At 58.8% G+C, this 25,390-nt stretch carries 28 protein-coding genes; 7 read left to right on the plus strand and 21 right to left on the minus strand.

What is annotated here, in order from left to right; all coding sequences use genetic code 11:
• Nucleotides 1-30 precede the first annotated feature (30 nt).
• The 13 genes from AX724_RS05400 to AX724_RS05460 all read right to left on the minus strand — a co-directional run bounded on the left by AX724_RS05400 (nucleotide 31) and on the right by AX724_RS05460 (nucleotide 10,265).
• Entirely contained in the window at nucleotides 31-1,044 is a 1,014-nt protein-coding gene (locus tag AX724_RS05400; RefSeq protein ID WP_066764178.1) for a TraU family protein, read from the minus strand.
• Nucleotides 1,041-1,649 carry a conjugal transfer protein TraW gene (locus AX724_RS05405; RefSeq protein WP_066764180.1) on the minus strand — a complete coding sequence of 203 codons (609 nt, stop codon included), beginning with the start codon at nucleotides 1,647-1,649 and terminating at the stop codon, nucleotides 1,041-1,043. The genes AX724_RS05400 and AX724_RS05405 overlap by 4 nt, the downstream gene beginning before the upstream one ends.
• Nucleotides 1,650-1,689: 40 nt before the next feature.
• The gene (locus AX724_RS05410; protein WP_066764182.1) at nucleotides 1,690-1,926 is read right to left on the minus strand and encodes a hypothetical protein; all 237 of its coding nucleotides are present in this window, start codon (nucleotides 1,924-1,926) and stop codon (nucleotides 1,690-1,692) included.
• The gene (locus tag AX724_RS05415) at nucleotides 1,923-2,333 is read right to left on the minus strand and encodes a hypothetical protein (protein WP_066764185.1); all 411 of its coding nucleotides are present in this window, start codon (nucleotides 2,331-2,333) and stop codon (nucleotides 1,923-1,925) included. The genes AX724_RS05410 and AX724_RS05415 overlap by 4 nt, the downstream gene beginning before the upstream one ends.
• Entirely contained in the window at nucleotides 2,330-2,659 is a 330-nt protein-coding gene (locus AX724_RS05420) for a hypothetical protein (RefSeq protein ID WP_066764188.1), read from the minus strand. Before AX724_RS05420 ends, AX724_RS05415 begins: the two co-directional genes overlap by 4 nt.
• Nucleotides 2,656-5,178: a TraC family protein gene (locus AX724_RS05425; RefSeq protein WP_066764190.1), complete on the minus strand. Its 2,523-nt coding sequence runs from the start codon at nucleotides 5,176-5,178 to the stop codon at nucleotides 2,656-2,658. Before AX724_RS05425 ends, AX724_RS05420 begins: the two co-directional genes overlap by 4 nt.
• Nucleotides 5,175-5,822 carry a TraV family lipoprotein gene (locus AX724_RS05430; RefSeq protein WP_066764192.1) on the minus strand — a complete coding sequence of 216 codons (648 nt, stop codon included), beginning with the start codon at nucleotides 5,820-5,822 and terminating at the stop codon, nucleotides 5,175-5,177. Before AX724_RS05430 ends, AX724_RS05425 begins: the two co-directional genes overlap by 4 nt.
• A gap of 23 nt (nucleotides 5,823-5,845) precedes the next feature.
• Complete coding sequence (locus AX724_RS05435; protein ID WP_066764197.1) at nucleotides 5,846-7,180, minus strand: TraB/VirB10 family protein; 1,335 nt, start codon at nucleotides 7,178-7,180, stop codon at nucleotides 5,846-5,848.
• Entirely contained in the window at nucleotides 7,177-7,953 is a 777-nt protein-coding gene (locus AX724_RS05440) for a type-F conjugative transfer system secretin TraK (RefSeq protein WP_432215148.1), read from the minus strand. Before AX724_RS05440 ends, AX724_RS05435 begins: the two co-directional genes overlap by 4 nt.
• Entirely contained in the window at nucleotides 7,937-8,572 is a 636-nt protein-coding gene (locus AX724_RS05445) for a TraE/TraK family type IV conjugative transfer system protein (protein WP_066764198.1), read from the minus strand. The genes AX724_RS05440 and AX724_RS05445 overlap by 17 nt, the downstream gene beginning before the upstream one ends.
• A 5-nt stretch (nucleotides 8,573-8,577) precedes the next feature.
• Nucleotides 8,578-8,844: a type IV conjugative transfer system protein TraL gene (locus tag AX724_RS05450; RefSeq protein ID WP_066764200.1), complete on the minus strand. Its 267-nt coding sequence runs from the start codon at nucleotides 8,842-8,844 to the stop codon at nucleotides 8,578-8,580.
• Between the two features lie 130 nt (nucleotides 8,845-8,974).
• Nucleotides 8,975-9,289 (minus strand): hypothetical protein, encoded by a 315-nt coding sequence (locus AX724_RS23890; protein WP_197421474.1) that lies wholly within the window; start codon nucleotides 9,287-9,289, stop codon nucleotides 8,975-8,977.
• Between the two features lie 196 nt (nucleotides 9,290-9,485).
• Nucleotides 9,486-10,265, minus strand: a complete 780-nt coding sequence (locus tag AX724_RS05460) for a DsbC family protein (protein WP_082733408.1) — start codon at nucleotides 10,263-10,265, stop codon at nucleotides 9,486-9,488.
• A 370-nt stretch (nucleotides 10,266-10,635) separates the two neighbouring features.
• Here AX724_RS05460 and AX724_RS05465 point away from each other — a divergent pair, with 370 nt between their 5' ends.
• The 7 genes from AX724_RS05465 to AX724_RS24895 all read left to right on the plus strand — a co-directional run bounded on the left by AX724_RS05465 (nucleotide 10,636) and on the right by AX724_RS24895 (nucleotide 15,062).
• A complete protein-coding gene (locus tag AX724_RS05465) occupies nucleotides 10,636-11,073 on the plus strand; it encodes a hypothetical protein (protein WP_066764204.1) in 438 nt (145 codons plus the stop codon).
• 151 nt (nucleotides 11,074-11,224) lie between these two features.
• Nucleotides 11,225-11,635 (plus strand): helix-turn-helix domain-containing protein, encoded by a 411-nt coding sequence (locus AX724_RS05470; RefSeq protein WP_066764206.1) that lies wholly within the window; start codon nucleotides 11,225-11,227, stop codon nucleotides 11,633-11,635.
• A gap of 18 nt (nucleotides 11,636-11,653) precedes the next feature.
• Nucleotides 11,654-12,268, plus strand: a complete 615-nt coding sequence (locus AX724_RS05475) for a GntR family transcriptional regulator (RefSeq protein WP_066764208.1) — start codon at nucleotides 11,654-11,656, stop codon at nucleotides 12,266-12,268.
• Between the two features lie 175 nt (nucleotides 12,269-12,443).
• Nucleotides 12,444-12,578 (plus strand): benenodin family lasso peptide, encoded by a 135-nt coding sequence (locus AX724_RS23275; RefSeq protein ID WP_156448003.1) that lies wholly within the window; start codon nucleotides 12,444-12,446, stop codon nucleotides 12,576-12,578.
• Between the two features lie 57 nt (nucleotides 12,579-12,635).
• Nucleotides 12,636-13,310 carry a lasso peptide biosynthesis B2 protein gene (locus AX724_RS22655; RefSeq protein ID WP_082733409.1) on the plus strand — a complete coding sequence of 225 codons (675 nt, stop codon included), beginning with the start codon at nucleotides 12,636-12,638 and terminating at the stop codon, nucleotides 13,308-13,310.
• Nucleotides 13,311-13,312: 2 nt separating this feature from the next.
• Nucleotides 13,313-14,776: an asparagine synthetase B family protein gene (locus tag AX724_RS22660; RefSeq protein WP_082733410.1), complete on the plus strand. Its 1,464-nt coding sequence runs from the start codon at nucleotides 13,313-13,315 to the stop codon at nucleotides 14,774-14,776.
• Nucleotides 14,739-15,062, plus strand: a complete 324-nt coding sequence (locus tag AX724_RS24895) for an asparagine synthase-related protein (protein WP_156448004.1) — start codon at nucleotides 14,739-14,741, stop codon at nucleotides 15,060-15,062. Before AX724_RS22660 ends, AX724_RS24895 begins: the two co-directional genes overlap by 38 nt.
• Before the next feature lie 30 nt (nucleotides 15,063-15,092).
• Here the strand turns inward: AX724_RS24895 and AX724_RS05485 are convergent, their stop codons facing one another.
• The 8 genes from AX724_RS05485 to AX724_RS23895 all read right to left on the minus strand — a co-directional run bounded on the left by AX724_RS05485 (nucleotide 15,093) and on the right by AX724_RS23895 (nucleotide 25,188).
• On the minus strand, nucleotides 15,093-17,216 hold the full coding sequence (locus AX724_RS05485; protein WP_082733411.1) for an Atxe2 family lasso peptide isopeptidase: 2,124 nt from the start codon (nucleotides 17,214-17,216) through the stop codon (nucleotides 15,093-15,095).
• Nucleotides 17,217-19,817: a TonB-dependent receptor gene (locus AX724_RS05490; protein WP_197421476.1), complete on the minus strand. Its 2,601-nt coding sequence runs from the start codon at nucleotides 19,815-19,817 to the stop codon at nucleotides 17,217-17,219. It abuts the gene before it with no gap.
• A 56-nt stretch (nucleotides 19,818-19,873) separates the two neighbouring features.
• Complete coding sequence (locus AX724_RS22665; protein WP_082733412.1) at nucleotides 19,874-20,983, minus strand: FecR family protein; 1,110 nt, start codon at nucleotides 20,981-20,983, stop codon at nucleotides 19,874-19,876.
• Nucleotides 20,980-21,546, minus strand: coding sequence for an RNA polymerase sigma factor (locus tag AX724_RS05500; RefSeq protein ID WP_066764219.1), 567 nt, complete (start codon nucleotides 21,544-21,546; stop codon nucleotides 20,980-20,982). Before AX724_RS05500 ends, AX724_RS22665 begins: the two co-directional genes overlap by 4 nt.
• Before the next feature lie 321 nt (nucleotides 21,547-21,867).
• Nucleotides 21,868-22,986 carry a Fic family protein gene (locus tag AX724_RS05505; protein ID WP_066764221.1) on the minus strand — a complete coding sequence of 373 codons (1,119 nt, stop codon included), beginning with the start codon at nucleotides 22,984-22,986 and terminating at the stop codon, nucleotides 21,868-21,870.
• Between the two features lie 195 nt (nucleotides 22,987-23,181).
• A complete protein-coding gene (locus AX724_RS05510) occupies nucleotides 23,182-24,132 on the minus strand; it encodes a nucleotidyltransferase domain-containing protein (RefSeq protein ID WP_066764223.1) in 951 nt (316 codons plus the stop codon).
• A gap of 44 nt (nucleotides 24,133-24,176) precedes the next feature.
• On the minus strand, nucleotides 24,177-24,578 hold the full coding sequence (locus AX724_RS05515; protein WP_231736481.1) for a type II toxin-antitoxin system VapC family toxin: 402 nt from the start codon (nucleotides 24,576-24,578) through the stop codon (nucleotides 24,177-24,179).
• Nucleotides 24,571-25,188 (minus strand): AbrB/MazE/SpoVT family DNA-binding domain-containing protein, encoded by a 618-nt coding sequence (locus AX724_RS23895; RefSeq protein ID WP_197421477.1) that lies wholly within the window; start codon nucleotides 25,186-25,188, stop codon nucleotides 24,571-24,573. Before AX724_RS23895 ends, AX724_RS05515 begins: the two co-directional genes overlap by 8 nt.
• Nucleotides 25,189-25,390: the final 202 nt, after the last annotated feature.

The raw sequence follows: 25,390 nt of genomic DNA on the forward strand, positions 1-25,390 counted from the left end.
ATCTGGCGCGGGTTTGGCGAGACGGGTTGCTCATGGCGTGGAGACCCCGGCGCAGCAGATCGTCTTCTCGAACAGCATGAACTGGGCATTGTCCTTGCCCGGCGCGTGCTTTGCGCTGGTCCAGAGCGCGCCTGGTCGCCCGACATTGACGCATTGGCCGCCCTTGACCGGCTCCATGAGGTGGAACTTGTAGCGGCTCTTGGTCCAGACCGGCTGGGGAATGAAGGAGCAGCCATCGGCAGAACTGACGGTGAGAGCGCCGAGACGTCCCATCATGAAGACTCCGCGCGCGGCGAGCCCCGCCCAGGCCTCGACACTGTCCCCGAAATGGATATCGCCCGCCACCGGATAGGTGGCGCCCCAGGAGCCCATGCACCAGAAGAGCGGATCGACGACCTTGCCGGCGGCGGCTGCGGCGCTGTCGGCCATGCAGGCAAGGCCCGCTGCCGGATTGCCGAACAGGATCGCCTCGGGCTGGATGATCGCACCCAGGGTCGCCGATTGCCAGGTCGGCAGCACTTCGGTGATCAGCGCCACATCGAAGCCGTCATCCTCGATGCAGGGCAAGTCCGTGAACATGTCGAGCATCTTCCAGACCGGCGCGATATAGTAGTGCATTTGCGCGAACATCTTGGCGGTATTGGTGCCGTCGGAAATGCTGCTCTGGCTCCCCTGGAGCCTGCCGCCGGTCGGCATGATGTCGGCGCCGAGCGCCATCATGCAGCCCGGTTCGGTCACGACATCGACCATCCGATTGGGCGACCAGAAGCTGACCTTGACGCCAAACCAGAAGGTCACGCCCTTGCGGCAGGCGCATAGCGGCTTGGAGGCGGACTGGGCATCGAGCGCCTTGCCCAGCGGATCGCTCGGACCGACCTTCACCCCGCCGATCGTGATCGGGAAAATGCAGTTCCAGCGCACCTTGGTGATCGGATTGAATACCGTGCCGGCCTCGCATTTGGAGGCATGGGCGGGAGCCGCGACCGCCAAGGCGGCAAAGGCGCAGCCCAGCGCCAGCAGTCTGCGGAGCGATACCTGTTTCATCGCGCGGTTCTCCGCTTGGATTCGCTCCGATCGACTTCGGTCAGCACCAACTTCTGCCCGGCCTGCGCGACGATCACCGGTGCGACCGTCAGTTCCAGCCGCACCTTGACGCGCTCTTCGAGTAGGAACAGCGCCCGGCCATGACGTTCGCCGAGCGTAATCGCATCGCCATCGCCGGGAGTCCCAGCCGCCAGCAGAATGAAATCCGCCGGCCTGGCGGTCCGCAACGCCCAGGCGAGATCACGGGGGTGGACCACGATGAGCCGCTGCGGGAGCGACACATAGGCAAGGGGATTGAAGCTATAGCCCTTGGCGTAGAGCAGCTTGCCGTCGGCAAGCCGGATATCCTGATCGAGGGTATAGAAGGGCACCACCGTGCGGTTCTGGTCGACATGGGCGATCCCGAGCGTCGCTGCTTTCATGGCCGACCAGTTCTGGCGCGGCCCGAAGGCACTCTTCATGTCGGGAACATGAGCGGCCCGACCCTCGATCTCGCTCAGGGCGTCCGGCTCGGCGATGGGCCAGACGCGTCCGATCTTGCTGGTCGCCGCCATGCCCGCCGAGGGCATCAGCGAGCTCACCGTCGTCGCGATCGCAGCCAGCATGGACAGGGAGAGGCAGCGACCGAAATGCCGATGCTGCGATCTAGCGACCATGGCGCCGTCTCCAATAAAGCTGAGAACTTTCGCGATCCTCGCCGACCGCGGCGCCGATCAGGGCTGCCATGGCGACGATTTCCGTGATCCCGACGAGTATACGGAACAGGTTCGGCACGGCGGGCAGCTGCCACGCGATGAAGGACTGCACCAGCAACAGACCCTGGCTGCCGACCATGAGGCGAATCGGTCCCGGCGCGGGTGTGGATGAGAAGATGCCGTTCATACCGGTTCGACCTCCGCCGGTTCGGAACGAACCGGGCGCAGACGACAGAACAGCTTGCACCCGGCTTCTGCGACGACAGGCCCAAGGCAGACGATGCCAAGCCACAAAGCGTAGATGACGACAGGACGGCCGAGCAGAAACATGAACGGAATGAGCGGCACGACCGCGCAGCAGGTCTGCATAACGGAACCCAGAACGGGGACGCGCCGAGAGTCCTTCAGAAAACCGGCTATCAGCTTGTCAGCCGTCTCAAGGCTGCGCGCGCACTCGCCATGGGTCTCGTGAAGCGCAAGGATCGCGCGACCCAGAAAATCATTCTGATTCTCTCCAGGATAGCGCTGGCAACGGCAGATCGCGCCGATGTCATCGATCATTTTTGGGGTGAAGGGTTCGATCCTGTCGATCATTTGCGCCTCCACCGCGACAAGCGCGTGAGAAGCATCCCGCATGCGCCCGACAGGCCGATGAGCAGCATCCCGCTCGCAAAGCAGGCAGCGGCGACGATAAGCCCTGTGCGAATGGTCTGAAGTGGCGGCTGGTCGAGCGCGAGGCCGGCCGCGATGACGAGGCTGCCCATCATGCAGGTTTCAATGCCCACCAGGCGCAGCCGCCACTGGAAGGCGGCCGCTTCGGCGCGTTTGGCAACGCGCGCTTCGATCAACGCCTCGATCGCCGGATCATTTTCCCAGTCGAGCGCCAGCTGGTCGGGATGGGGGAGTGCCTTGTGCGTCATGCCGGCCTCCAATCCCGAACGCTCGCAGAGCCCAGCACCTCGACCGGATCGACACCGGCCAATTCGCACACCGCCTCCAGGGGGTTGCGGCCGGCCCGCACCAATGCTTCGAAAGCGGCGACCTCATTGGGCGCAGACGTGTTGATCCAGTAGCTGAAGGGATCGACCACGAGGCGGGCGATACCCAGGCCCAGCGGACTGTCGATGAACACCTCGCTGTAATTGGGCTTGGCGTTGCGGACCGATTTCAGCAGATCGAGAACGAACCCCGAATAGTCGAGGATCTTGTTGTCGACCGCCTTGTCGTAGGTCGAGCCCTGCAGCAGGAATTTGGTCGCGGCATTTTCGAGGATCACCTGGCCCGTGCCGCCGAAGAGCATGAGATCGTTCATGCTCTGCAGCACGATGCCGAAACTGCCCTGATATTTGCGCGCGCGGCGATAGCCCTGGCCGAACGCTTCGGCGAGGCGTGAGAGATCCTGTCCGTCGCTGCGGGTCATGAATTGCGCAGCTTCGTCGCACAACACGAAGCGGGGCTTGTCGCGCGCCGAGAGATAGAGTTCCTGGGTAACGGCGTTTACCACCACCATCACGATCACATTGAAGAGGTCCGGGAGCGCCTTCAAGCGCTCGAGTTCCAGCACCACGAACTCGTCGCGGGAGATGTCGAAAGTTGAGGGGCCGTTGAAGAAATGGCCATAGGCGCCCTGCGACCCGAAATCGCGCAGGTTGAACGCCAGTTCGCGCGCGACCGGCACGAGATGGTCGACCCGATCGAGGTCGGAGGCTGCATTGTCGGGATAGCGGCCGAGCCAGTCGCGCACCGCATCGATGCCGTCCACGCCCCGACCGCTGTCGACGGTCCATTGCACGGCGGACTTGAGGAGATTCCATTCCGACGTGGTGACGGGCTTGCGGGTCGAGGCATTGGCCATTTCCGCGACGATCGCGACCGCCATGGCGATCGCCGACTGCTTGTCCTCGCCGTCGAGCGCGAGTCCCATGTCAAAGGGGTTGAGGACCAGACGCTCCTCGCCGATATCGATATAGCGCCCGGAACAGAGCGTGCAGAGCTTGCGATAGGAGCCGCCGATATCGATGATCCGGATGAGCGCGCCTTGCGCATAATATTGTTGGCACAGATTATTGAGCAGGAAGCTCTTGCCCGCGCCGCTCTCAGCCGAAACGATAAAATTGTAATTGTTGATCCGCGGATCGAAGAGATCGAGCGTGATGAGCTGCCCCTTTCGTCCGACATAGAGCAGGGCAGGGCGGCCGCCGCCGCGAAAATCGGTCTGCACGGGCGCCATCAAGGTTGCGGCCTTGACCGGCATGCGGAAATCCCGCTCCAGCAGCTTCAAGGTCCGCTTTTCCGGGTAGAGGCCGAAGGGCAGGCTGGCGGCCAGCAAGACCGGGAGCAGATAACTCTCCTCCTGCACCATGAAGGGCAGGGGTTCGGATTCCCACAGCCGCTTGGCGCGGGCCGCCATTTCCCGCGCCTGCGCGCTGTCGCGGCCGAACACCCACATCGTCGGGATCACCGAAACGAACCGGCTGTTCGACGCTTCATCGAGAATCCAGCCGATCTCCTCGATCTGCTTGCCGACCTCGACCGCGAAGCTGCCGGCGGCCTTTTGCGCCGAAAGGATCTGCGCGCGCTTGTGGATCTCGAACTGCGACTGATCGAAGAGCACCGAGAGACAGTAGAGGAACGGCCCGCCGATCTGATCGCTGTCTTCGGCGCTTCCGCGCATCCCGCCCAAGAGGCGATTGGCCCGCTCGGCGGTGATCCGGCGTGCAGGCGCCTTTGGCGTCAGGCACCGCGCGACCTGATTGCCGAGGAACACCTCCGGGCCCTCGAAGCAGAGGTCTGGGCCGGCCTCGATAATCTGCCGGGCAATCGAAGGCGCGGGCATGCCACCGATGCTTTCGCTGAGGAAGACCCCTGGGGCCGGCGCGAACACACCGTTGAAGATCCGCCGATAGAAGCTCACCAGTTCGTCCGGCGGCAGGCGCCGGATACCCATCTTCGCCAGTTGCTCCTCGACTTGCCGGCGCAGGTCAGCGCCGAGACTGCCCCGCGTCTTGATAGAGAGAAATAGCCGGAAATCACGCACCGGGATCGAATGCAGCGCATCGAGCCCCCTGGTTCCGCTGCGCAGATAATCGGCTGTGCGCCGGGCCGAGGCCTGGACCAGCGGGTCCGGCCGCACCTTGAGGTCGAGATAGGCGTCGAGCGCCGGATCGATCAGCGGATCTGCGAAGGTGATGAGCTGAAGGACCGTGCCTTCGGGGAAATGGATATTGAGCAGCCCGAGCAACGCCTGTTGCACATGAGCGAACATATAGGCCGACGGAACAAGCTCCCAGGCCTGGCCCCAGCCATCGTCGATGCACAGGAAGGCTTCCTCCTCCTCCACCCACGCGACCATCGGCAGGAAATCCGAATAGGCATCGCGGGTCACGGCGGCACGCAGGCGCTGGTAGCTGAGATTTTTGTCGGCGGGCCCAGCGGTCATGGCCGGTTCTCCCGATCGACGGCCAGCGGGATGGCTTCCCCGCTCGGCGCAGCCACGGCGTCAGGCGCGGACTCGCGTGTCGTGCGCAGCACCGGCGGTGCCGGCGTCCTGCCACCCGGTTCGACGAGATAGTCGCCCACGACCCAGGCCGGCCGATCCATGATCGAATAGACATAGCGCGCCATGTAGAGGCGGTCTGGCCGCTGCTTGTCGGCATAGGGCAGGATCAATGTCCGGATCGTGCGCGAGGGGCGCAGCATCGGTGAGCCAGGTCCCTCGATCAGCGTGCCGACATTGTGCGGGCTCGATGCCGTCGCAGGAGCCGGTGGCGCTCCGGCTCCGCCATCACGCCTGCCCGTCGTCCGCGCTCGGCCCTTCGCATCCGGGCCAAGCAGCTTGCGATCGTTGGTGACGGCGGGATCGGATTTTGAGGCGCGGCCTGCGACGGCGTCGGCATAGGCCTGGTCCGGATGAATGCACTGGCCGTGGTCGCTGTTCTTGCAGGAGAATTTCTCGCTGTAGGGCGACATTACCGATCCCACGGTGGCGCAGCCCGAAAGCCCGAACAGCGGCAGCGCGATCAGCGATATCGCGCGCGTCGTGCGCCAGCAGATAGTGATGCGGGAGTGAAGCTGGCGTGGCATGGTATCTCCTGTCGCTGGGCGCATCAGAACTTCGCTCCTGCGCCGGGTTTGATTTCGAGGGTCGCCCCCTCCTGGATCACCACGACCACATCCTTGGCGGCGCCCACTTCGACGATGGGACCAGCCTGGCGGGCGAGATCGAGATAGAAATCGGTGAGCTTGTCCGAGGATTTGGAAAACCCACCGGCGATGCCGGTCTTCGCCGCGTCGCCCGCATCAAGCGTGCGAACTGTCCCCAGAGCTGAAGTCGAGGTATTGCCGAAGGTGCTTTCGACCGATTGCGATATGCCGCTGATGGTGCCCGCGATGAAGGCGCGCGCCAGCGTCGCACCCGCCCGTGTCACCACCTTGCCCGATAGGCCCTTCTTGCCATCGGTATCGACGAAGAAGCCTTTGACCGGCTGATCGACGATGGAATGTTCGTCGAAATCTACGCAGGAGAGGGACACGAGCTGGACCTCGACCCGTTCCTTGGCGAGGCTGCCCGTGGCGTTGCCGACGACGAAGCATCCGGCAAGGTTTGCCTTCACCTCATTTGGCAGGACGGCGGGCGCCTGCACCCGAGCGATGATGGGTTCGGGATTACTGGTCGCGTCCCGGCTCGCCAGCGCGTCGATCCCGGTCAGCAGTCGTGCTTTCATGAAACCAGGCGGTAAATAGATCGTCCGATTCTTTTTTTTGGATGAGGCGGAATTGTCGACCGCGCCCTGAGCCACCACCTGCCCGGTCGCCGACCCGATCGCGCCGATCGTCTTTTCCACCGGCGGCGCGGGCGGAGCAGGCGGCGCAACCGGACCGGTGGGCGGCGCAGGAAGCTTGTCGGCATCCGCGCTGATGTCGCCGGTTTCCGGGGGATAGGGGAGAGCGGGCACGCTGTCCGGCAGGGCAGGCGGCAGATCGCCATCGATACCTTCCCGCACCTTGCCGCCGGGGGTCCGTGATCCGGGGACGACCTTGCCTTCCTCGATCGCGCTGACCCGGTCGCCCAGAAGCTGCTGGCCATCGAGGACCTTCTTGAGGTCGCCCCGCAGCTTCACCTCGAGACTGTCGCCGCGCAGCCCTGCGCCCATGTTTAGCGAGGATGCGGGATTGGCAGGCTTGATCTCCTCCTGGCTGCCCGAAGCGACATAGAGACCGATCCCCAGCGCACCGACCGCGACGCCGACAAGGAACTGGCGCGCGCGCAGCTTCTGCTTTGCCGACAGCCTGCCCCATAGCGCCTTCCAGTCAGGCAAGGCCGTGGCGGGACGGCGCATGGCTGTCTCTTCGTCGCGCGCATTCTGCGCGGCAAGATGCGCCTGGTAGGGCGACAGGCTTTCCGGTCCCTCTGCCTGATCTTTGTCCATCTCGCCGTTCATTGCCCGGCTCCCCGGCGCACGACGACGAGACGCGCCGTTTCACCTGCGTCGAGGCGGACCCGGTCCAGGGTGACCGAGAAGATGCGCTCCCCAAGCGCAGGATCGACGAGCTGGCGCTCGTCCAGAGTCACCGCGGCGGTGGATCGCACATGATATTGGGAAGCTGAAAGCCCGGCGCCCTCGACGGCGATACGGCGTTGTTCGATGATCGACAGGTCTGGGGCCGCCGCAATGCTGAGCGAGCCGGCCGATGGCGCGACCTCGCTGAACGAGGCGGGGATGCGATCGTCCAGCAGCGCCATGGTGATGGAAACGGCGCGGTCCTCATCGGCCAACGCAGCCATCAACGCGCTATTGGTCTGGGCGCGTTGCCGGGCGCCGAGCACAAGCACTACCGTCTGGGCCGGGATCTCGGCTGGCTCGGCATAGAGCGGATAGGTGGCGCCGTTGCAATGCACGAAGAATTCTGAAGGTTGCGTCACATAAGTGCGCGTCACCTGACCGGCATCGTCGATCTCACGGGCGAGGAACTTGATCCAGGCGTCAGGGCCGCCCTTTTCCACGGCAAGGCCCTTCTCGGCGGAGAATTTGATGTCCTCGATCTCGCCGCCCTCGCACACGACATGATTGATGTCGCGGTTGGACAGGCGAATATGGCTGGTCTGATCAGGAAGCGCATGGATCGTCTGCGCCGTTGCGGGCACCGCCGCAAGCAGCAGGGAAAGCGTCAGGGCGCGGCGCATCGGCATCTCGCGGTCAGCGAGTTTCGGCATCGAACTGCTCCTCTGAAAGGCGCGTCAGCCAGAAACGGCCATTTTCGATGCCGTAGCCGATGCGCAAAATGCCCCGGAATTTGCGGATTACGCCGCCGATGACCCGCACCTTCTCTATTGGCACGACGATCTCATGGGCGGTCCAGCGGACCGGCTGATCGCCCCGGATATAGGTGGCGATCGACAGCGTCGGATTGTTCGCCAGTTCGTCGAGTATGACGTTCAGGCTGTCGCGCATTGCGCCGTAAGCGGACGGGTGGACGAGGCCGAGCAGCTCCTGGAACTGCCGGTCCGCCGAATAGGCCGACCATGTTCCCGACAGTGCGACGACGTTGCGCGTCATCGAGACGATATAGGCCTCGGACGGCTTGTTCCCGGAGACATGAAGATCGCCTGTGGCGCCGAACGGCACGATGATGGTGCGGGTATTCTGGTTCGTCGTGTAGATCACCACGCCCAGGACCGCGGTAACACCGAACATGCCGGCGATCGCGACCTTGAGCAGCCGGTTCTCCTCGAAAAGGTTCGCTGAGCCTTGCAGATAGCGATGGATGCCATAGCTTGCCGGCTTGCCCAGCAAGGGGTCATCGCCCCGGTCCTTGCGCTTGAAGATGCCCATGGCGCTTACTCGAAGAACCGGGTCTGCGTGGGACCCGGATAGTGGGGGAAGGACACAAGGCCCCAGCGCCAGGCGAGATGGGGCAAATAGCCCCTGGGCTTGGTCCGCTTCCACGGGATGAAAAGGAGAAGGGCGGCGATGAGCGCCCAGCCGACAAGTCCGCCTACGATCGCGGCCACGAAAACGCTCGAGGTCGCGAGCAGGAACTCGTCCGATCCGAACCAAAGAATCTGGACCGGCCGATGCAGATATTGCGGAAGGCGTTCGTCCATTGCCCTTCTCCTCCTGCTTCATGACACCTGTGAAGGTGCCGGTTTCCGGGGACCGACCATCGATCCCCAGCTTGGCGGCGGCATAGGCTGCATGTCCCCGGTCAGCCGGGGCGCAGTCCTGCCGCGCGTCTCAGACGACCATCCCGAAAGTCTGGAGAATGGAGTCCGCCTTGATGAGGCAGACGGCCGCGACGATGGTCGGGATGCCGATCATGATGTTCGAGAAGAGGCGCGAGACGCCGAACAGGAAGGCGGCGACACCGCCCACAAATCCCATCGGACCCTTCACGCCCTGGTTCACGACGATATCGTAGATATCGTAGCCGAGATCGCCCTGGGCCGGCGCCGAGAAGGCATGGACCGGACCACCGATCAGGGCCATCGCCCCGAAAGGGAGGCCGAAATTGGCCACCGCCAGGGCCTTGTTGCCGAGTGTACGCATCATATCACTGCTCCAAAAAGGAGCCGTCCAACGAAAGCCTGCCGGCATCGAAAGAGGATCGGTGTCGGCCGGGGCGTCGGTGGACGGCTCCATGAGCCCGCCGCCGCCGGCATCCTGATTCATTCGGCCGGCACCGTTGAGGCCGGGCCGGATGCCCTCCGGAATGAAAATGTGCGTCGCCTCGACGGCGCGCTTCAGATCAGCGCTGCACATCGGACACAGCCTTTGCCGGTGCCGACTTCGCGTGCCGGTCGAGAAACGCCTCGAGTTCAGCCTGCTGGAAGCCTGAAATAAGCTTGCCGTCGGCGATCAGCGTCGGTGTCCCCGAGATGCCGACCTTGGCGACCAGTTCGGCGTCCTCAGCCACTTTGTCATGGCCGACAGCGCATTGCCGCAGCACCGGCGGAGCCTGACCGGAATAGGCGTCCTTGAACGCCGCCTCGCGATCGGGCGAGCAGAGAATATGTTCCGCCTTGGCGGCGGCGGTCGGGTGAATGCCGCTGACGAAGAAGATGAGCCGCCTCACCGGCTTGCCCTCCGCCGCCTTGGCGCTCCAGAAACGATCGAGCGCCTGGCAATAGGGGCAATCGGGATCGGTGAATTCGATGACGGTGGGGGCATCTGCAGGGCCGATCGCCAGCGCTTTGCCAGGATCGATTGCCTTCAGCCGCCGCGTTGCACCCTGTTCCTGCGCCAGCGCGGTTAGATTGACGCCGTTGCGGTCATAGACCGTCGCGAACAGCAGATGTTCGCTCCGTGGCGCATAATAGACGATCTTTCCGCCCGCTATAGCCTGATAGATCGGTCCCTCGACCGGAGCGGGACCGAAATCCTCGAACTGCAGGTTCGTGAAGGTCTGCTGCAGTTTCACCTGGGCTTCGGCGGCAGCCTCGTGCAGCGGGGCCGAGCCCTGTGTGCTTCGGGCAGGTTCGTGCCTTTCTGGCGACATGCCTTGCGCCGCCGCACCATGGAGGGGCATAATACCCGTCAAGAGAGCGACGAGCATCGCTGTGCGACTGGAATGCTTTCTGGTCATAACCGCAATTCTCCCTGGGTGGGGATGAGGCGGGCACAGGCTGCCGATCACTCGGTAATTCTCGCCCTTGCTTCCGTCTCGACACGGTCTTGAGTGGCGAAAAATCCCTTCCCCGCACAAGGGAGGAGGAATCTCACTTCCGGTTTAAGGCACTTCAGTTCCGGTTATCGGAAATTCACTTCCGCAAACCGGAAGTATATTTCCGGTTTCACCTTCTGTTCCTTGTCTCGGGATCGCTCACTTCGCGCAGAGTCGATAACCTCGCAGGCATATCGACCGCGAAAGAATCGCTGCCTGCGCCGGGAGAACGACTATGGGGAGTCAGCAGTCCAGGGCCTACAAGCTTCAACTGTCCGACGAGGGCATCCATCTGTTCCTGCAATGCCATTGCCGGCTATGTCATCTCGCCGGAGATTTTCTGCCTTATGGAACAACATTGTTCATTGCCGTCGATCTTCTCCATCAATGTGCGGCGGACGATCTCATCGCGGAATTGGTTGACCCGAAGCTGGACCGTCTTGGCGGACGTAAAGTTCGACATGTCGGTACCTCCAACACCCTCTCACGCCTCGTCGATGAGATTGTCGAAGCCGCAGGTAGGTCGGAGGCCATCCATCCTTTGCCACAGGTCTGGAGACTCTACCTGTCGGCCCTGATCCACATGCAGGAAGCCGAAGACATCAAGGTCATCCAATCTTTCCGCGAAATGCCCCTCAAGACCGGGCGTTCTGCCCGTCGTTCTCCCCGATAGTCGCGTACGCTGGATAATTTCGAGCGGCTGCCAGAAATTGGTCTCGCATGCGCAATGATCTGTGTCTTGACGATCGGTTTTATTTACAACAAATTGCCACGCATAGGCGATGTGACTTGGACTTTTGAGCCGCTGACAGGGAGACCTGCAGATGACGCTTCAAAGTCCCCAAGCGATCGATCGTGACATATTCTCATCGATCAAGGAGCTTTCTGGAAAGCTCGTCGAACGGTGGCGGCGCAGAGACCGAATTTCCCAGCGCAGCCTCGGAAAATCTGTCGGCCGCACCGAACGCTGGATCCGCGAACTCGAGGGCGGGGCCGGCACGGCCTCGCTTGAAGACCATATCCGCTGCGCGCATGCGCTACGGATGACGGCGTCTCACCTGTTTATTTTCCTCTTCGCAGTGGAGCACAAGATGCCAATACCTAACGAACTTCTTCTCCAGGATGACCTGTGGGATCTGGAACGCGACATTCTTGACGTCGTGAGCCGTCATCAGGCAACGGCTGTCGCACGGCTCGCTTCAAGGGGCGGCGCTGCCGCCATATGGCCAGCTTGATGAACGTCGGACTCCGGCATGTCTCCCGAGCCCGTCCTGGCCGAAAGGGCATATCTGCTCCTCAAGGCCGATATCATGGCCGGACGGTTTGCGTCCGGCAGTATTATCAACGAGAGAGCGCTGGCCGCCGAATATGGCGTATCCGTGTCGCCACTCAGGGACGCGGCGCAGCGCCTGGTCGGCGAGCATATGCTAGAGATTGCTTTTGGCGGTGGCTATCGTTTGCCGGCGATCACAACCGATGCCTTATGCGATCTCTACCGCTGGCACGGTCACCTGGTACGCCTGATACTCAAGGCAAACCGTCTGGCCATTGATTTCGACGCAAAATCTTATGCCGGGACGGAAGTCGATGGACAGGTACTCGCGAGGGCTGCGACGAACCTGTTTCTGGCGATCGCACAGGCTTGCGGTGATCATGAACATAGAAGGGCGCTTAAATCGGCAACGGAGCGACTCCATATCGCCCGCCTCGGAGAAGTTCGGGTGTTGGGCAACCTGACAGAAGAACTCGAAGCGGTCAGGATCGCGACCGCTTCCGGTCAAGGTCCCGACCGTTTCGAGGTTCTCTGGGCCTATCACCGGCGAAGGATTCGCCGCGTGAGCAGGATATGGGAAGCAATCTCTTCATAGTCACGTCGAATAAAATCAAATGGTTACACGGTACGATCGTCGCAGAAAAGGGTCTGTTGGAGAAGTAGTACCAGTTAGTCGCGCGCGCGCGACCTTATAAGATCGCTGATCATGCATTTCCTGCTTTACTCTGTTGGAGCTGCAACTTCGCAGCATATCTAAGAAGGAGGTAAGTATGGAACGCGACAACCATTCGGACACCGACCTGATCGACCTCGGCCTTGTGGTCGAGGAGACCAAGGGATCTGGCAACAGATACAATGACGGAATCGGCGGTCTGCAAAATCAACCCGGTCTTACGGACGACTGATGTGCGAGGGCACGTGGGTCAACTCCGGCGCGCGTGCCCTTCATCCAGGAAACAAAGATGCCATTCATGCTCCGTGACGATCTTTGCTTTTGCAAAAGTGCTGGCGCCATCATATTCCTAGATGCACGCATTGGCCGTTATTTTGCGTTACCAGAGCGGTTCGTGGAACCCTTTTCGCGCTGGCTTGATGGCCGTCCGCCATCTTTCGACGATGTGCCGATACTGCAGCACCTTGTCGCACAAGGGTTCCTGGTAGAAACTGCGGATCTCCCGCAAAGGCTCAACATCAAATTTGCATCCCTTCCACCACCGGAAGTCGAGGTTGACCCTGACGGCCGATTTCCTTCCATTCCACTCGCTGTCTGTGCGATCGCAAGCCGTTTGATTTGGACATGGCGTGTGCGTCATCAGCCTTTTTCAAGCCTGATAGATAGAATCAAAAGCATTCGGCGTCCGTCTTCCTGTGGGATGAAAAAGGCGTCGCGGCGCGATCTTGTTCGATTGGTGCATGCTTTTCGATTTTCCGATCTGATTTTAGGTAGTCACGATCGTTGCCTGCCTCGATCTCTGGCTCTCGTGACCATCTGTCGGAAATACGGACTTTCTCCGGTGCTTGTCATTGGCGTCCAGGCCACGCCCTTCGCGGCACATTGTTGGGTTCAGGACGGCAACGTGGTTGTCAATGAGAGTCCAGATCGCGCTCAAATGTTCACGCCGATATTGGTAGCCTGACAGTGTCGCGGTACCTGATTCTCGCCTTTGCTCAAATCGGCGAAAGTGAGCAAATTTTGAAGCAGATTGCTGCCGACACGGGGCTTCGAGAAGTCTATCGCGGTGATCACATCACCCTATTTTCCGATGAACCGGAGACTATTCTTCGACTGCCGGCAGGAAGTGGTGCGATAGTGGGGACATTGTTTTCTCGGCGCGAAAATTCGAAAAAGATTACCCGGTTTGACGATAATCAGATTATCGATATTTTAGAAGATCCGATCAGATCGCTTCGCGATGACTATTGGGGCGCATATGTCGCACTGGCAGATCGATCAAGCAATGTGAAAATTCTGCGCGATCCTTCGGGCGCGATTCCTTGCTATTACACTGCGATCGGCAAAATGATTGCTTGTGCATCTGATGTGTCGACTCTGATCGGCGCAGGATTTGTTCGCCCATCTGTAAATTGGCGATTTGTGGGAAAATCTTTGTACCATGTTCAGCTTCCCACAGCGGAGACAGGGCTGTCCGGCATTTGCCAACTTCAGGGCGGATGCATGCTAACGATCGGCGCGGGAGGGGTCGCGCAATCCCTATTCTGGAGCCCTTGGGATTATGTCGCGACCGACCGTCACGCAAATTCCCAGCAATGTGCAACAGATCTTTTTCAACTCGTCAGTTCGACGATAAAAACATGGACTTCCTGCTATTCCCGCCCTTTGGTAGGCCTCTCTGGCGGGCTAGATTCGTCCATTGTGGCGGAATGCTTGGCTCGCACTGGTATCGAAGTCACATGCATGACTGCCGTTACCGACGATCCGGCCGGTGATGAACGGTTCTACGCTAGGGACGTCTGTACCGCGATCGGCGCGAAGCTCATCGAATCGTCCTATCTTGACGCGGACATCAACATTAGCGAATCGACTGCCGTAGCTATTCCAATTCCGTCTGGGAAATCCCATGAGCAAGCATATAATAAGATAGTACGAGAGGCTGCTGCCAGTGCCGGAGCGGATAGCTTTTTTGTAGGAGCTGGCGGAGACAACGTATTTTATTCAACCCATTCTGCCCGACCGCTTGTTGATCGGTATAGGGATCAAGGATTATCAATTGCGTTGATTCCGACTGTCCGCGATATTTGTCAAATTACTGGCGCAAGCATTTGGGAGGTTATCGCAGAAGCCGTGCGTATTCCTCGGAAATTTGCCTCGGGCCTGCCTTGGCAAATGGCGGAAAAATATTTGCATCGAGACTTCCTGAACTCCGAGTGTGGGCAGCCTATCGAACATCCCTGGTTTTCTCCACCCGAGTCTACATCGGTTGGCAAGAAGGGGCACGTTGCCCAGATATTACGGGCGCTCCATCATATCGAGCACCGAGACAAGAATCTTTCGGTTCCGATGATCAGTCCACTACTGTCTCAACCTGTGATGGAATTTTGCTTGAGTGTGCCGAGTTGGTGGGCGGTTGAAGGGGGGGCGTGATCGTGCAATTGCAAGGAAAGCATTTTCTAATGCGTTACCCCCGGCAGTTCTCCGTCGATTGGGGAAGGGGGGGCCTGACGGCTTCGTTGCGCAATTCATAAACATGCATCGATCTTCTATTGCGGAACGCTTGCTTGATGGGCTGCTTTCGAAGCATGGCCTGCTTGACCGCTACACAATTGAGCAGGCCTTACGCCCCGGCCAAAAAGTTGACGCCTCCGATTGTCCCCGGATCATGGCGCTTCTTGATACCGAGGCGTGGGTGAGGACCTGGTCTGCGGCATAACAGCACGCACATTATAGGAGTGTAGTGCGCTTAAAAATCGGACGAGGAGGACCTTGATAGCCATTTGCGTTTCATCGCTATCCAATCAGCCGCTTCTTTACTCACGTCGACGGCCGCTGACTTCGTATCGTTCAGCCACAAGTCGAACCAGGCTAAATTGCGACGATATACCGCTAGCCTATGCGCCGGCTGCCATTTTATGTGATCCTCATTCGGATAAATGAACATATCGCTAGGGATTCCAGCCTGCCTGATGGCCGTGAACCCCGCAAGCATCGCAAGATATTCGTTGTCTGCGGCCTGATATAATATTGGGAACTTCACGTGCCCTGCTTGATTTAGTAAAGATATATGGCTCCAAAAGTCAGGATCTTTATCGATTAATCGCGGCCACCCGGCCTCGTGATAAGACTGCGCCACTATGGGTCCCAGGAATGCATCTTGAATGGGCTCCCACCCACAGCCGGATACGGAGCCGGCGGAGAACAGCGCGGAATGAATAGCTGCGAATTGCACGGTTGTGCATCCATCGCTCAGACCGGTAATTCCAATCCTCTGCGGATCGATAAGTCCACGGTCGATCAAAGAGCGAGTTGCGACTTCGATGGCAGAAAGGATGTTCCTGCGTCCTGCGAAATCGCGATTGAATACCGAGACCAAGGTTTCAGCATTTGCCTGTTTACCGACGATATCCTCATACGTCAGATTATCGACACTAAGAACGAAATACCCTCTATTGGCAAAAGGCTGAATTGGAAATTCGTCACCGATTCCCCCGCGGAGAAAGCCTTTGGTTCGATATTGAACGATGATCAAAGGATAATGGTTTCCCTCGGAGTATCCGACCGGATAAACCAAATCGCCATAAAATGGGATGCCTGTGCTATTGCGCCAGTTCATCCGTTCGACATGCCCCATGGCCAAGTGTGAAAACTCCGGGTTCGGATCGAAAATCCGTTTTTCCGTCTTGTGATCGAGGTCAAATCTAACGAAATGCCTTGGTTCTCTTGAACGCTCGCGCAGGCAGGCCAAGTCATCGCCTATTGGCTGACATTCGACCAGATAGTCGCTGGTCAGCAGTAGACGCTGGACCTTTCTGCTTCCTGGAAACCACTCGTAGACGGCGGTCAGGCTATTGGCCCAGCCTTCTCGCCGAAAGAACCGAACCTTCCGTCCATCCGGCGCCCACCATAATGGTGCCAACCAGCCTATGCGGCATTCCTCAAGCAAGCATGGGTGACGACGGCCCGCCCGCGTTTCTACAACGATACGAAAATCCTGCGGGAAACCGGAGGCGTCAATCCGTTCGCCGAAGGCGCTGTCGCCCGCTCGATTAATCGTTAAATCTATTAGGCTCTCATTCGGATCGGGCTGCGTGAAGTCGTTGGTCGCCGTCTGGCTGGCCGGCATTTCTATGCCCGTCTTGAGGTCAACTACGACATAAACACGGTCCGACCCTGGTGTTTGCGGGCGAGCGCCCCGCACTGGAAATGCGCGCTCATCATAGCGCCATCCTGTCAGGGCTTCCCGGTCGATCGCTGCGCTGTTGGCCTTCACCCCAGGGCGAATTACATAATTGATCTTGCGTCCATCGGACGAGATCTGGAAATCATCGACATCCACACTGGCGTGAGTGAACTGCACAACCGTCCCGTTCGCGAGATCGGCCTTCCATATCTGCGTACTTCCATCGATCCGCTTCAGATAGAAAATTGATCGCCCGTCCGGTGACCAGCGCGGTGCGGTCGGCAAGGGTGCCCCAATATGAAAAGACGCCCAGCTATACCGTGCAGGAGAATCAAGGATGAGTTCATGGCTGACATCGATAAGGTCAGGCCGGGCCGGGTGCGCTGCCGACATCACCACAATGCCCACGCAATAACGGTTTTCCGGAGGATTTCCCTGGTGAAGCTGAAACGCGATCTGGCGACCATCAGGTGACAGCGAAAAAAGGGAGCGGGTCCGATCCGGGCGTGGCGCTGGCCCAATATCGCGCAATGCCGCCAACGCTTCTGGCGTAACCGGTCGGTGCGCCTCGTCCATATCCTCATTCGGCAACAGGGAGGCGCAGGATTGTTCGGCCCGTGCCGCAGCTGAGAAAAGAGATGCTCCCAAGACCGCAATTGTGCATGCGGCATGCAGTGCACGGCTCATTTACCAGCTCTTACGCAAGGTGATGCTGGCCGTTCGACCGTAAAGAGAGTGATTTACAGAATCTACCAGAACCTGCGCTGCACGGTTGGCCCTAATTGTTGGGGGCTTGGTGTTGAAGAGATTCTGCATCCCTACTTGCCATTCGACATTGGCAAATATGCCACTGCCGGAATTGCTGCGGATCGTCGCGACGGCGTCGACCGTCGTAAATGAACCCACGGTTACCGTTGGCTCGAACCGATTATCATTTGTTTCGCCGACATAGTTCACCGTAGCGGAAAGGTCGACATTGTCTTTCTGCCAGTTTGCATTAATGCGCGCCCGCCAATGTGGCGGTGTAAAGATTATCCCTGCCTGTTCGACGAGAGGGAGGCCGGGTATAACCTCGCGCGTACTGTTCAAGTAGCTGGCTGAGCCATTGAGCGTTGCCCTGCCATATTGTTGGAAATCGTGCGTATACGCTGCAGAGAAATCCACGCCTTCCAGCTTCTGGACGGATATATTTTGTAGATAATCCTGGACGATCGCTGACACTGACGATGGGTCGAATGCTCCATCTGTGAAATTCTGAAAGACCCCGGTTATGCCGTTAACGGCATCCAGCACTTCGGCGGCTGTTGGGTCCAGTCGTGTATACTGATTGTATGCGGAATCGAAAAGTCTGGTGAATTCCACGATCGGAGACCCGACGCGGTTATAATAACGGGTATTAAAATACGAGACCTCGGCCTTGAATCCTTCCATAGCTTCGGGAGTTAGTGCAACTGACACGCTCCACGTCGTTGCGCGTTCCGGTTTCAGGTCCTTATTGCCTCCGAAAAGATAGAGGACGGGGAAGCCATTTGATGGAGTGGGGTCGAACTCCGAGGCCGACAACAACTGCGCGTTGCTAAGCATAGCCGTCTGGTAAAGGTTGGGTGCCTTGAATGATCGCCCCCAGTTTCCCTTAAACTCAAGACCACGAATGGGCGAATACACCATTCCGATCTTCGGCGTAGCTACTCGATCAATATCTTGGTGGTCCTCATAGCGAAGTGCGCCAATCAGATGCAGCTTATCGACAAATGGCACAGCATTTCCAGACGATATCAGCGGCAAGAATAGCTCGCCATAGGCAAAGCCGACCTTGCGATTCTCGGATACAGCCTCGGTTGTGCTTTCTACCCCTGCGGCAATGCGACGCGAGTCCACCGCCAAATTGTTGGAGCGAAAACCCAATCCAACGGCCAGCCTTGCTTCGCCCCCGGGCAAAGCAAACAAAGCACCCTCTGCTCCCAATTCGATCGATTTCAGTTCGTTGCTATAATTCGGTAACGCGCGAACAATTTCAGTTCCGGCAGAAAAGATTCGCGTCACCACGTCGGTATCGCTTCTGCTATAGGTTCCGGAGAGGCGGATGTCCCAGCCAAACGGCAGATGAGCTTTCAACGCTGGCGAAACTGACCAGCCGTCAGCTGTCGATTTGACGACGCTGCCCTGTGCCGCGCAACTTGTAGCTACGACACCAATTAGGCAGCGCGATGTGGAGCGACGCATGTAGTGGGCATCTATTTCGAAGCCGATCGACTCCGTGATCGACTGATGGCCGGCCATGACCAAACTGATCTGATCTTGCGAGGGTATCAGCGTCGTATCGGGTGCCACGTTGCTGGTGTAGGATCGCTGCTGCGCGGAAATTTCTGTTGAATCCTGATAGTCAGCCGCGATCATGAACCCGCCGGAGCGCCATGAAGAGCCGCCTACAATATTATATTGCTGGGTGGCAGCGCCACCATCCGTTGCGGTGCCGAACCTCGCGGATGTTTCTACCCCGTCTACACTGCGCCTTAAAACTACGTTGGCGACACCTGCCACAGCATCAGAGCCATAAAGCGCGGAGGCGCCATCTGCGACAACGTCAAGCCGTTCAATAGCGGCAAGAGGGATGGCGGAGATGTCGATTCCCTGACTAATTGCGTCGAATGCGACACGGTGACCATTGATCAAGGTCAAGGATGCATCGGGTCCAAGGCCACGCAGATTCAGCGCGGATGAACCGGATACATTCGTGAAACCGCCTTGCCCGCCAGCTGCGATTGTCGGGTTCTGTCCGCCAGCGAAATTCTGCGGAAGGTCGCGCACTACCTGTCCGAGATCCATATGACCCAGTTGTTGGGCGTCATTCCGCGTGATTATGGTGACGGGTGACGTCGAAGGTGCCCCGCGAATTCGTGACCCGGTGACGACAATATTCTCACCCGAGGTCACGGCCTCATCTGATGCCGCTGAAAATCGCTGCCGAATGAGGATGGTCCCATCGCGTTCCACCGCTGTCAATCGGGTGCCTCTAAGTACCGTCTCGACCGCTTCAAGCGCAGTATAGGTCCCGTTGAGCGGTGGAGCTTGCCACCCCTTCACCTCCTCGGGGCGAAAGATGATTTCACGGCGGCTAGAACGCCCGATGGCGCGTAACGCGCCGTCGAGGTCCTGCCGTCCGAGATTCCATTCAAGCTTTTGTTCTGGTGCAGCTAACGCTGGTGTTGCCATGCCCATTAGCGCAGGCGCGAACATCGAACCGACTGCCCACCGTCCGAACTCTTTCATCGTTACCCCCAACTTCATTCCGGCCTCGTTCGAGACCGGTTCCATTGTGGGCAACGACGAGCAAAGAGAGCCGATTATGATGGCGGGCGACAATTTCCTTTCGGAAGGGCAGGGCACCGCCGGGCCAAGGCAATCGAGTTAGGTCCACTAATGACTGCCAGCCTCAGCACGTCCCCCAGATTGCGTGCCAGTCGCGCGCTGTCCGTGATACGGAAATTTCCCGAGACCCGAACATCTTCTATATCGGGTGTTGCTCCCACCAGGGGAATGTCAGCATAGCGATTGGCCTCCGCGAACAGGTCTCCGAGGCGAACATTCCTATATTCCTTCAATCCGGCAGGCCATTCACTGTCATTGGCCTGTGCCTTGACGACCTCGAGGGCTAGGGGTGTAGGAGCATCGCGTAGTTCGACCTGCTGGCCTGGAGATAGTCGAACCGTCGGCAGTGCACGCTCCCTCGCGGGGCCGTCTGCCGTAACGTCAACGGCACCTCTCATTAGTCGCACGACAATACGGTTGTTCGGAAGGAGAGTGACGTCAAAAACCGTTCCATGTGCTGTCACTGTTCCGCGGCCGGCATGAACCGCAAACGGCCGCCGCTCGTGGGCGACGGTGAAACGGGCGCGCCCGCGCAGCAAGCGAAGATTTCTTCGCCGGGCGTCAAAATCCACCAGTACCAGGCTGTTCGTATCGAGCGCGACGACAGAACCGTCATCAAGACGAAACGATCGGATTTCGCCGGTGGCTGTAGCAATCTTCAGCTGCGCAGGATCATCGGATGTGCCAAGTGCCGAACTAATGGCAAGCGAGTGGTGTTTAATCTCATCACCCGGCGAACCTGCAGCCCATTGCGCAACAAGGGCAACGGCGCCGATCATAGCCAATATAAGCAGCGCGCGTCTTTTCGTCTTGGTCCGTGGCTGGCTCTGCCGGAAATCGTCGCCAGGCGCAGCATTGGAAGTGAGGGCATCATCATCTGGAGGGTGCTTCAAACGCTTTCCGATGCTGTAGGCTTCGGCAATCCGGTTGTAGGCGGCGCGGTGAAGCGCGCCGCGCGCCAGCCATGCTTCGAACTCTTTGCGTCTGATTTCTGCATCCTCCGGGTTACGCATGATAGCGAACCAGTCGGCTGCCTCTTCCCTGAGTTGTCCATGCCGACGCGGCGGATCTGTGTCTTCCATCATTCCTGTTCCAGAGCTGCGTCGATATGGGCCAGCGCGCGGGCGACATGATATTGCACAGTCGGGATTGAAATTCCCATGCTTTCCGCGATCTCCCGGTATGTCAGTTCATCCACCCGATGAGCCAGGAATATCTCTCGCGTCCGTTGGGGTAGCTCCTCAAGGGCGCGCCTGTAAATCCGCATCACGTCTTCGGCCTCGATGCGTGCGGCCTGATCCGGCGCGACTGCCACTTCGAAATCTTCGCCGATCGGCACATGAAACGCCAGGAGCCGGGTCTCGAGGCGCTTATACCGATCCAGCAGAAGATTTCGGGCGATGCGCTGGAGATAGGCTGCCGGTCGTGGAAGGCTGGTTCTGGCCATGCAACCGACCAGGCGGACAAAGGATTCCTGTACGAGATCGCAGGCGTCATCCCGCGAGCGTAAGCGGGTTTGAAAATAGCGCTGCAGCCGCGGCGCCTCGGTTTCGTATATCTGTTGCACGTCCGCCATTCCGGCTCTTTGTTTTTTCTGAGCGACATCGTCTCTCAGGCCTTGTGGCAGATTGAAATTCTCAGACGACATGAAATCACGGTTCCTCACGACGTGGCAGCGCCGTCCTCGCAATTGCAAGGGAGAAGCGATGTGAGGTGAGCCGAGTTGTCGCCCAACGACGCAACCGGCGCTCGACCCGTATGTCGAGCTTCGAGATACCTGACAGGAAAATCCTGCGGGCGGCTGCCAGATTCCAGCCCGCATTGGTACTATGCCGTGAGAGCAGGACTCAATCAAGCTCCCGGTATTTTTGTCCTATCAGTACGTTCCATCTCTACCTCGGGTGTTCGACACAGCGCGAGAAAATGTCTGGCTTCACCAGCAAGATCCAGTCGTACGCGGACATGAAATTTATCCTGCATCACCGGTCGGTTCCGGAACGAGTGAATAGCTCGTACTGCGACCACCGGCGGAGTCTTTCGCGAGGATACCGCGTCGGAGCAAATCGTTGATGTCGCGCAAGGCCGTGTCCGACGAGGCTTTCGTAATGGTCGCCCATTTGGCATTGGTGAGCTTGCCTTCAAAGCCGTCCAGCAGCCGGTTGATGACCTTGCGTTGACGGTCGTTCAGCGGCTGCCCCTGAACTGCTTCCCAGAACCGGGCTTTGCGCATCACATTGGCGAGAATGAACTCAGCACCATGAAAAGCGCGATCGAGACAATCAATGAACCACAACAGCCAAGGCGTGATGTCCAAACTGCCCTTCTGTGTCGATTCCAGCATGTCGTAATAAGCTTTACGCTCGATACGGATCTGCGCGGACATGCTGTAGAAGCGTTGCGGGGTTCCCTCCGCACGTGCAAGAGCAAGATCAGCGATGGCGCGTGCGATGCGCCCGTTTCCGTCATCAAAAGGATGGATGGTGACAAACCACAGATGCGCAATCCCGGCTTTCAGAACGGGATCAGGCGTAGCTGTTTCGAACCAGTCGAGAAAGCGCGTCATTTCCGCGTCCAGACGCGCCGATATCGGCGCCTCATAGTGAATGCGCTCGCGGCCGATAGGGCCCGAGACCACCTGCATTGCGCCACCTTCGGCGGTGCGCCATGATCCGACGGTGATGCGGCTCATGCCGCTGCGCCCCGTTGGGAACAGTGCCGCGTGCCAGTTAAACAGCCGTTCCGCAGTCAGCGACTGCGTATAGTTTTGAGTAGCATCAAGCATCATTTCCACGACGCCTTCAACGCTTCGATCAGTCTCGACCAGGCCAGAGATGTCCATGCCGAGGCGGCGGGCAATGGATGAACGCACCTGTTGCCTGTCCAGCACCTCGCCTTCAATCTCGCTTGATTTGAGGACATCTTCGGTCAAGGTTTGCAACACGGCCTCCTTGCGTAAGGAGAAACCGAGTGCTTCCATGTGGCCGATCAACCGTCCTTGACGATGGCGCACGGCAGCGAGTGGCTGAGCAAGCGTCTCGGCGCTCCAGCGCAAATCCGGCCAGCCTGGCAGTTCGTGGATATATGTCATAATCACCGTGCCTTTGGCGGTGATTATAGAAGGCATTCACTGCAAAGAGCAAGAACATTCGCCGCATAGCATGCGGTGAATATGACCAGTAACCGCCGCATTCCAAGATGGGAACAAAGGTCGGCCTGTGGGTGAATAGCTCATCAGAAGCATGAATACTGAATAGGCATGCGCGTTGCCAATCGATTTACATTGCTATTTATAGGGAGGCTGTTTTGAATTTTCTGATTTTTCCGCGTCGAGTTTCAAGTTTTTAATGTGTTCCGAACAGACCTCATGCACAATGGAGCCGAGGATTTCTATTTTTCCAATGAGCCATTCAAGCTCTTCGGATGAAATATCAAAATGCCTTGAATACTTGCCTTTGCGATACCCGTCCTTCAGTTTCTGGAACATGGCGCGATCGGCATGGATCGCGCGAGGCCAGGCGTCAAATAGCCGTCTATCAAGCCCTTCTGCCATGCCCCTGAGAAACACGACATTCGTGCTGCGAGGAACATAGAATGTGAGCGTTGCTAAAACGCATTTATATAGTTTCTCAGTCGTCTGGTGAAAATCAAAAGCGGCATCGCTGAACCGATTATTGGCAAGGCTAATTTTGGCCAGTTCAAACCGCCACATTGCCCCAGGAAATAAATCCTCGAAATATTCCTTCGCCATAATATACGCCTGTTCAGGCGTCTTGGGTTTGGGGTTTGCGAGCGGCCGATCGTCGGACTGGTATAGGATCAAGCCATCCTTGGCGATCTCGGTAAATAACGGCCGTCCGTGGGATAGGCCGTCATTCACCTGTTGCAGAGTATGCACGATGAAGTTCACCGGCGTGCGGATGATTTTCTCAACCTGATGCGCGTCGAACAGGCGTTGCTCCGTTTCTTCCCAATAAAGAGCGCCGTCCGTCAATTCCTTCTGGTTGACGATGACCAGGATATCGTAATCCGATGTGAACTGGTTCGCGTCGAAGGGAGCATCGACCCAATCACCCCTGGCATAGGATCCAAACAGGATGACCTTGAGAATCCGGGAAGACTTGCGCCGGCCTTTCGCTTCCTGCGTCGCCTCACGAAAGCCTTGAAACAGCATTTCCACAACGCGGTCGAGTTCGCGCTGCTTGGCGGCGGGCAGATGATTGAGGTCAGTACGCATCAGTTCATTCTCTCATTCCCGCTTTTCACCGTCTTACAAGCCGCTCATCGCAACAGTTCAACGACCACGCCGATGTTTAGCGCTTTCCATGCCCGATCGGCGCTTACAGCAGTAGCGTTTCGACACAGCGCTAGTGCCAGACAGGACCGGCCGCCAAGAGACAGACCGAGGTCGCGCGTTTCGGAACGCAGCTTTCCACCAACGTCAGCCTGATCACGATCGGCGGGCACAACGTCGATATCAAGTTCGGCCAGCATCATCTGAGCTTCAGCGGCATCTACGCCGCGATCGATGAGCTTTGCCAGCACTTCATGGTAGTTCACCACCGACACCAGCGCACCAGTCAATCGCATTTCCACTCGGTCCGCTCCCGGTTCGCCAAACAGGAGGCACAGAAGAGCCAAGGCATCCAGAACAAAAACGGCCTTTGCATCGACATCAGTCACGTACCGCCTCGGCCCGTCGCTCAGCAATTAACTCCTCCGAAACAAGCCCCTCTTTGGGCGCAAAGGCACGTAAACGCTCCTGTACTCGTCGAAGTGCGGAGCGGGCAGGACGAATACGCACTTCGTCGCCATTGACCTCGAAAAGGACGGTATCGCCGTTCTGCAGGCCGAGCGAACGGCGGATATCGGCAGGAAGGGCTATGCGCCCTCCCGCAATAACCTTGCCGCGCAAGATGGTCATGTCACCAAAATCCTGAATGGTACCAACATGCTGATCGTACCTCATCTCCACGATCGGCATCAAGCTGCCAGATTTTCCAGACGCGCCGATTTCCGAACTCAGGCTGAGGCATTGCCCGATCAGCAAATCGATTGCGCCTTCCAGAGCCTGCTTCGTGGGATGGGAGAGCCTGAGATCGTTGCATCGGCCGTCCATGGAATCGTCCTCGCGCACAACGGCCCCCCATTGCTCCAGGCGGGCGGAACGACGATGCGCGGTCGATGATGCATGTTCAGGCGAAAAGCAGGCAGGGTATATTCTTTCGCCGTCGATCCCCGCGATATAAATTTCGAGCAGATATGCCAGATAAGGGTTCGACGACAGCTTCATCCCCAATGTCCTGTCGAGGATAGCCGCCATCTTCAGAAAGGCCCGACACGCCGTCACCCGGCACGCCGACGGCCAAGCGTCTTCGCCTCGGTTACCCATCGAAGTCATCGATGCAGGGAGCACGAACCGCCTCTGGGGCCGTGCTCGAGATGCCAGCGGGACCCCCGCTCATCCAAGCGATACCAGGAAGGTGGTTCGCGCC

This window comes from Sphingobium sp. CCH11-B1 (genome assembly GCF_001556865.1).
Lineage (GTDB): Bacteria > Pseudomonadota > Alphaproteobacteria > Sphingomonadales > Sphingomonadaceae > Sphingobium.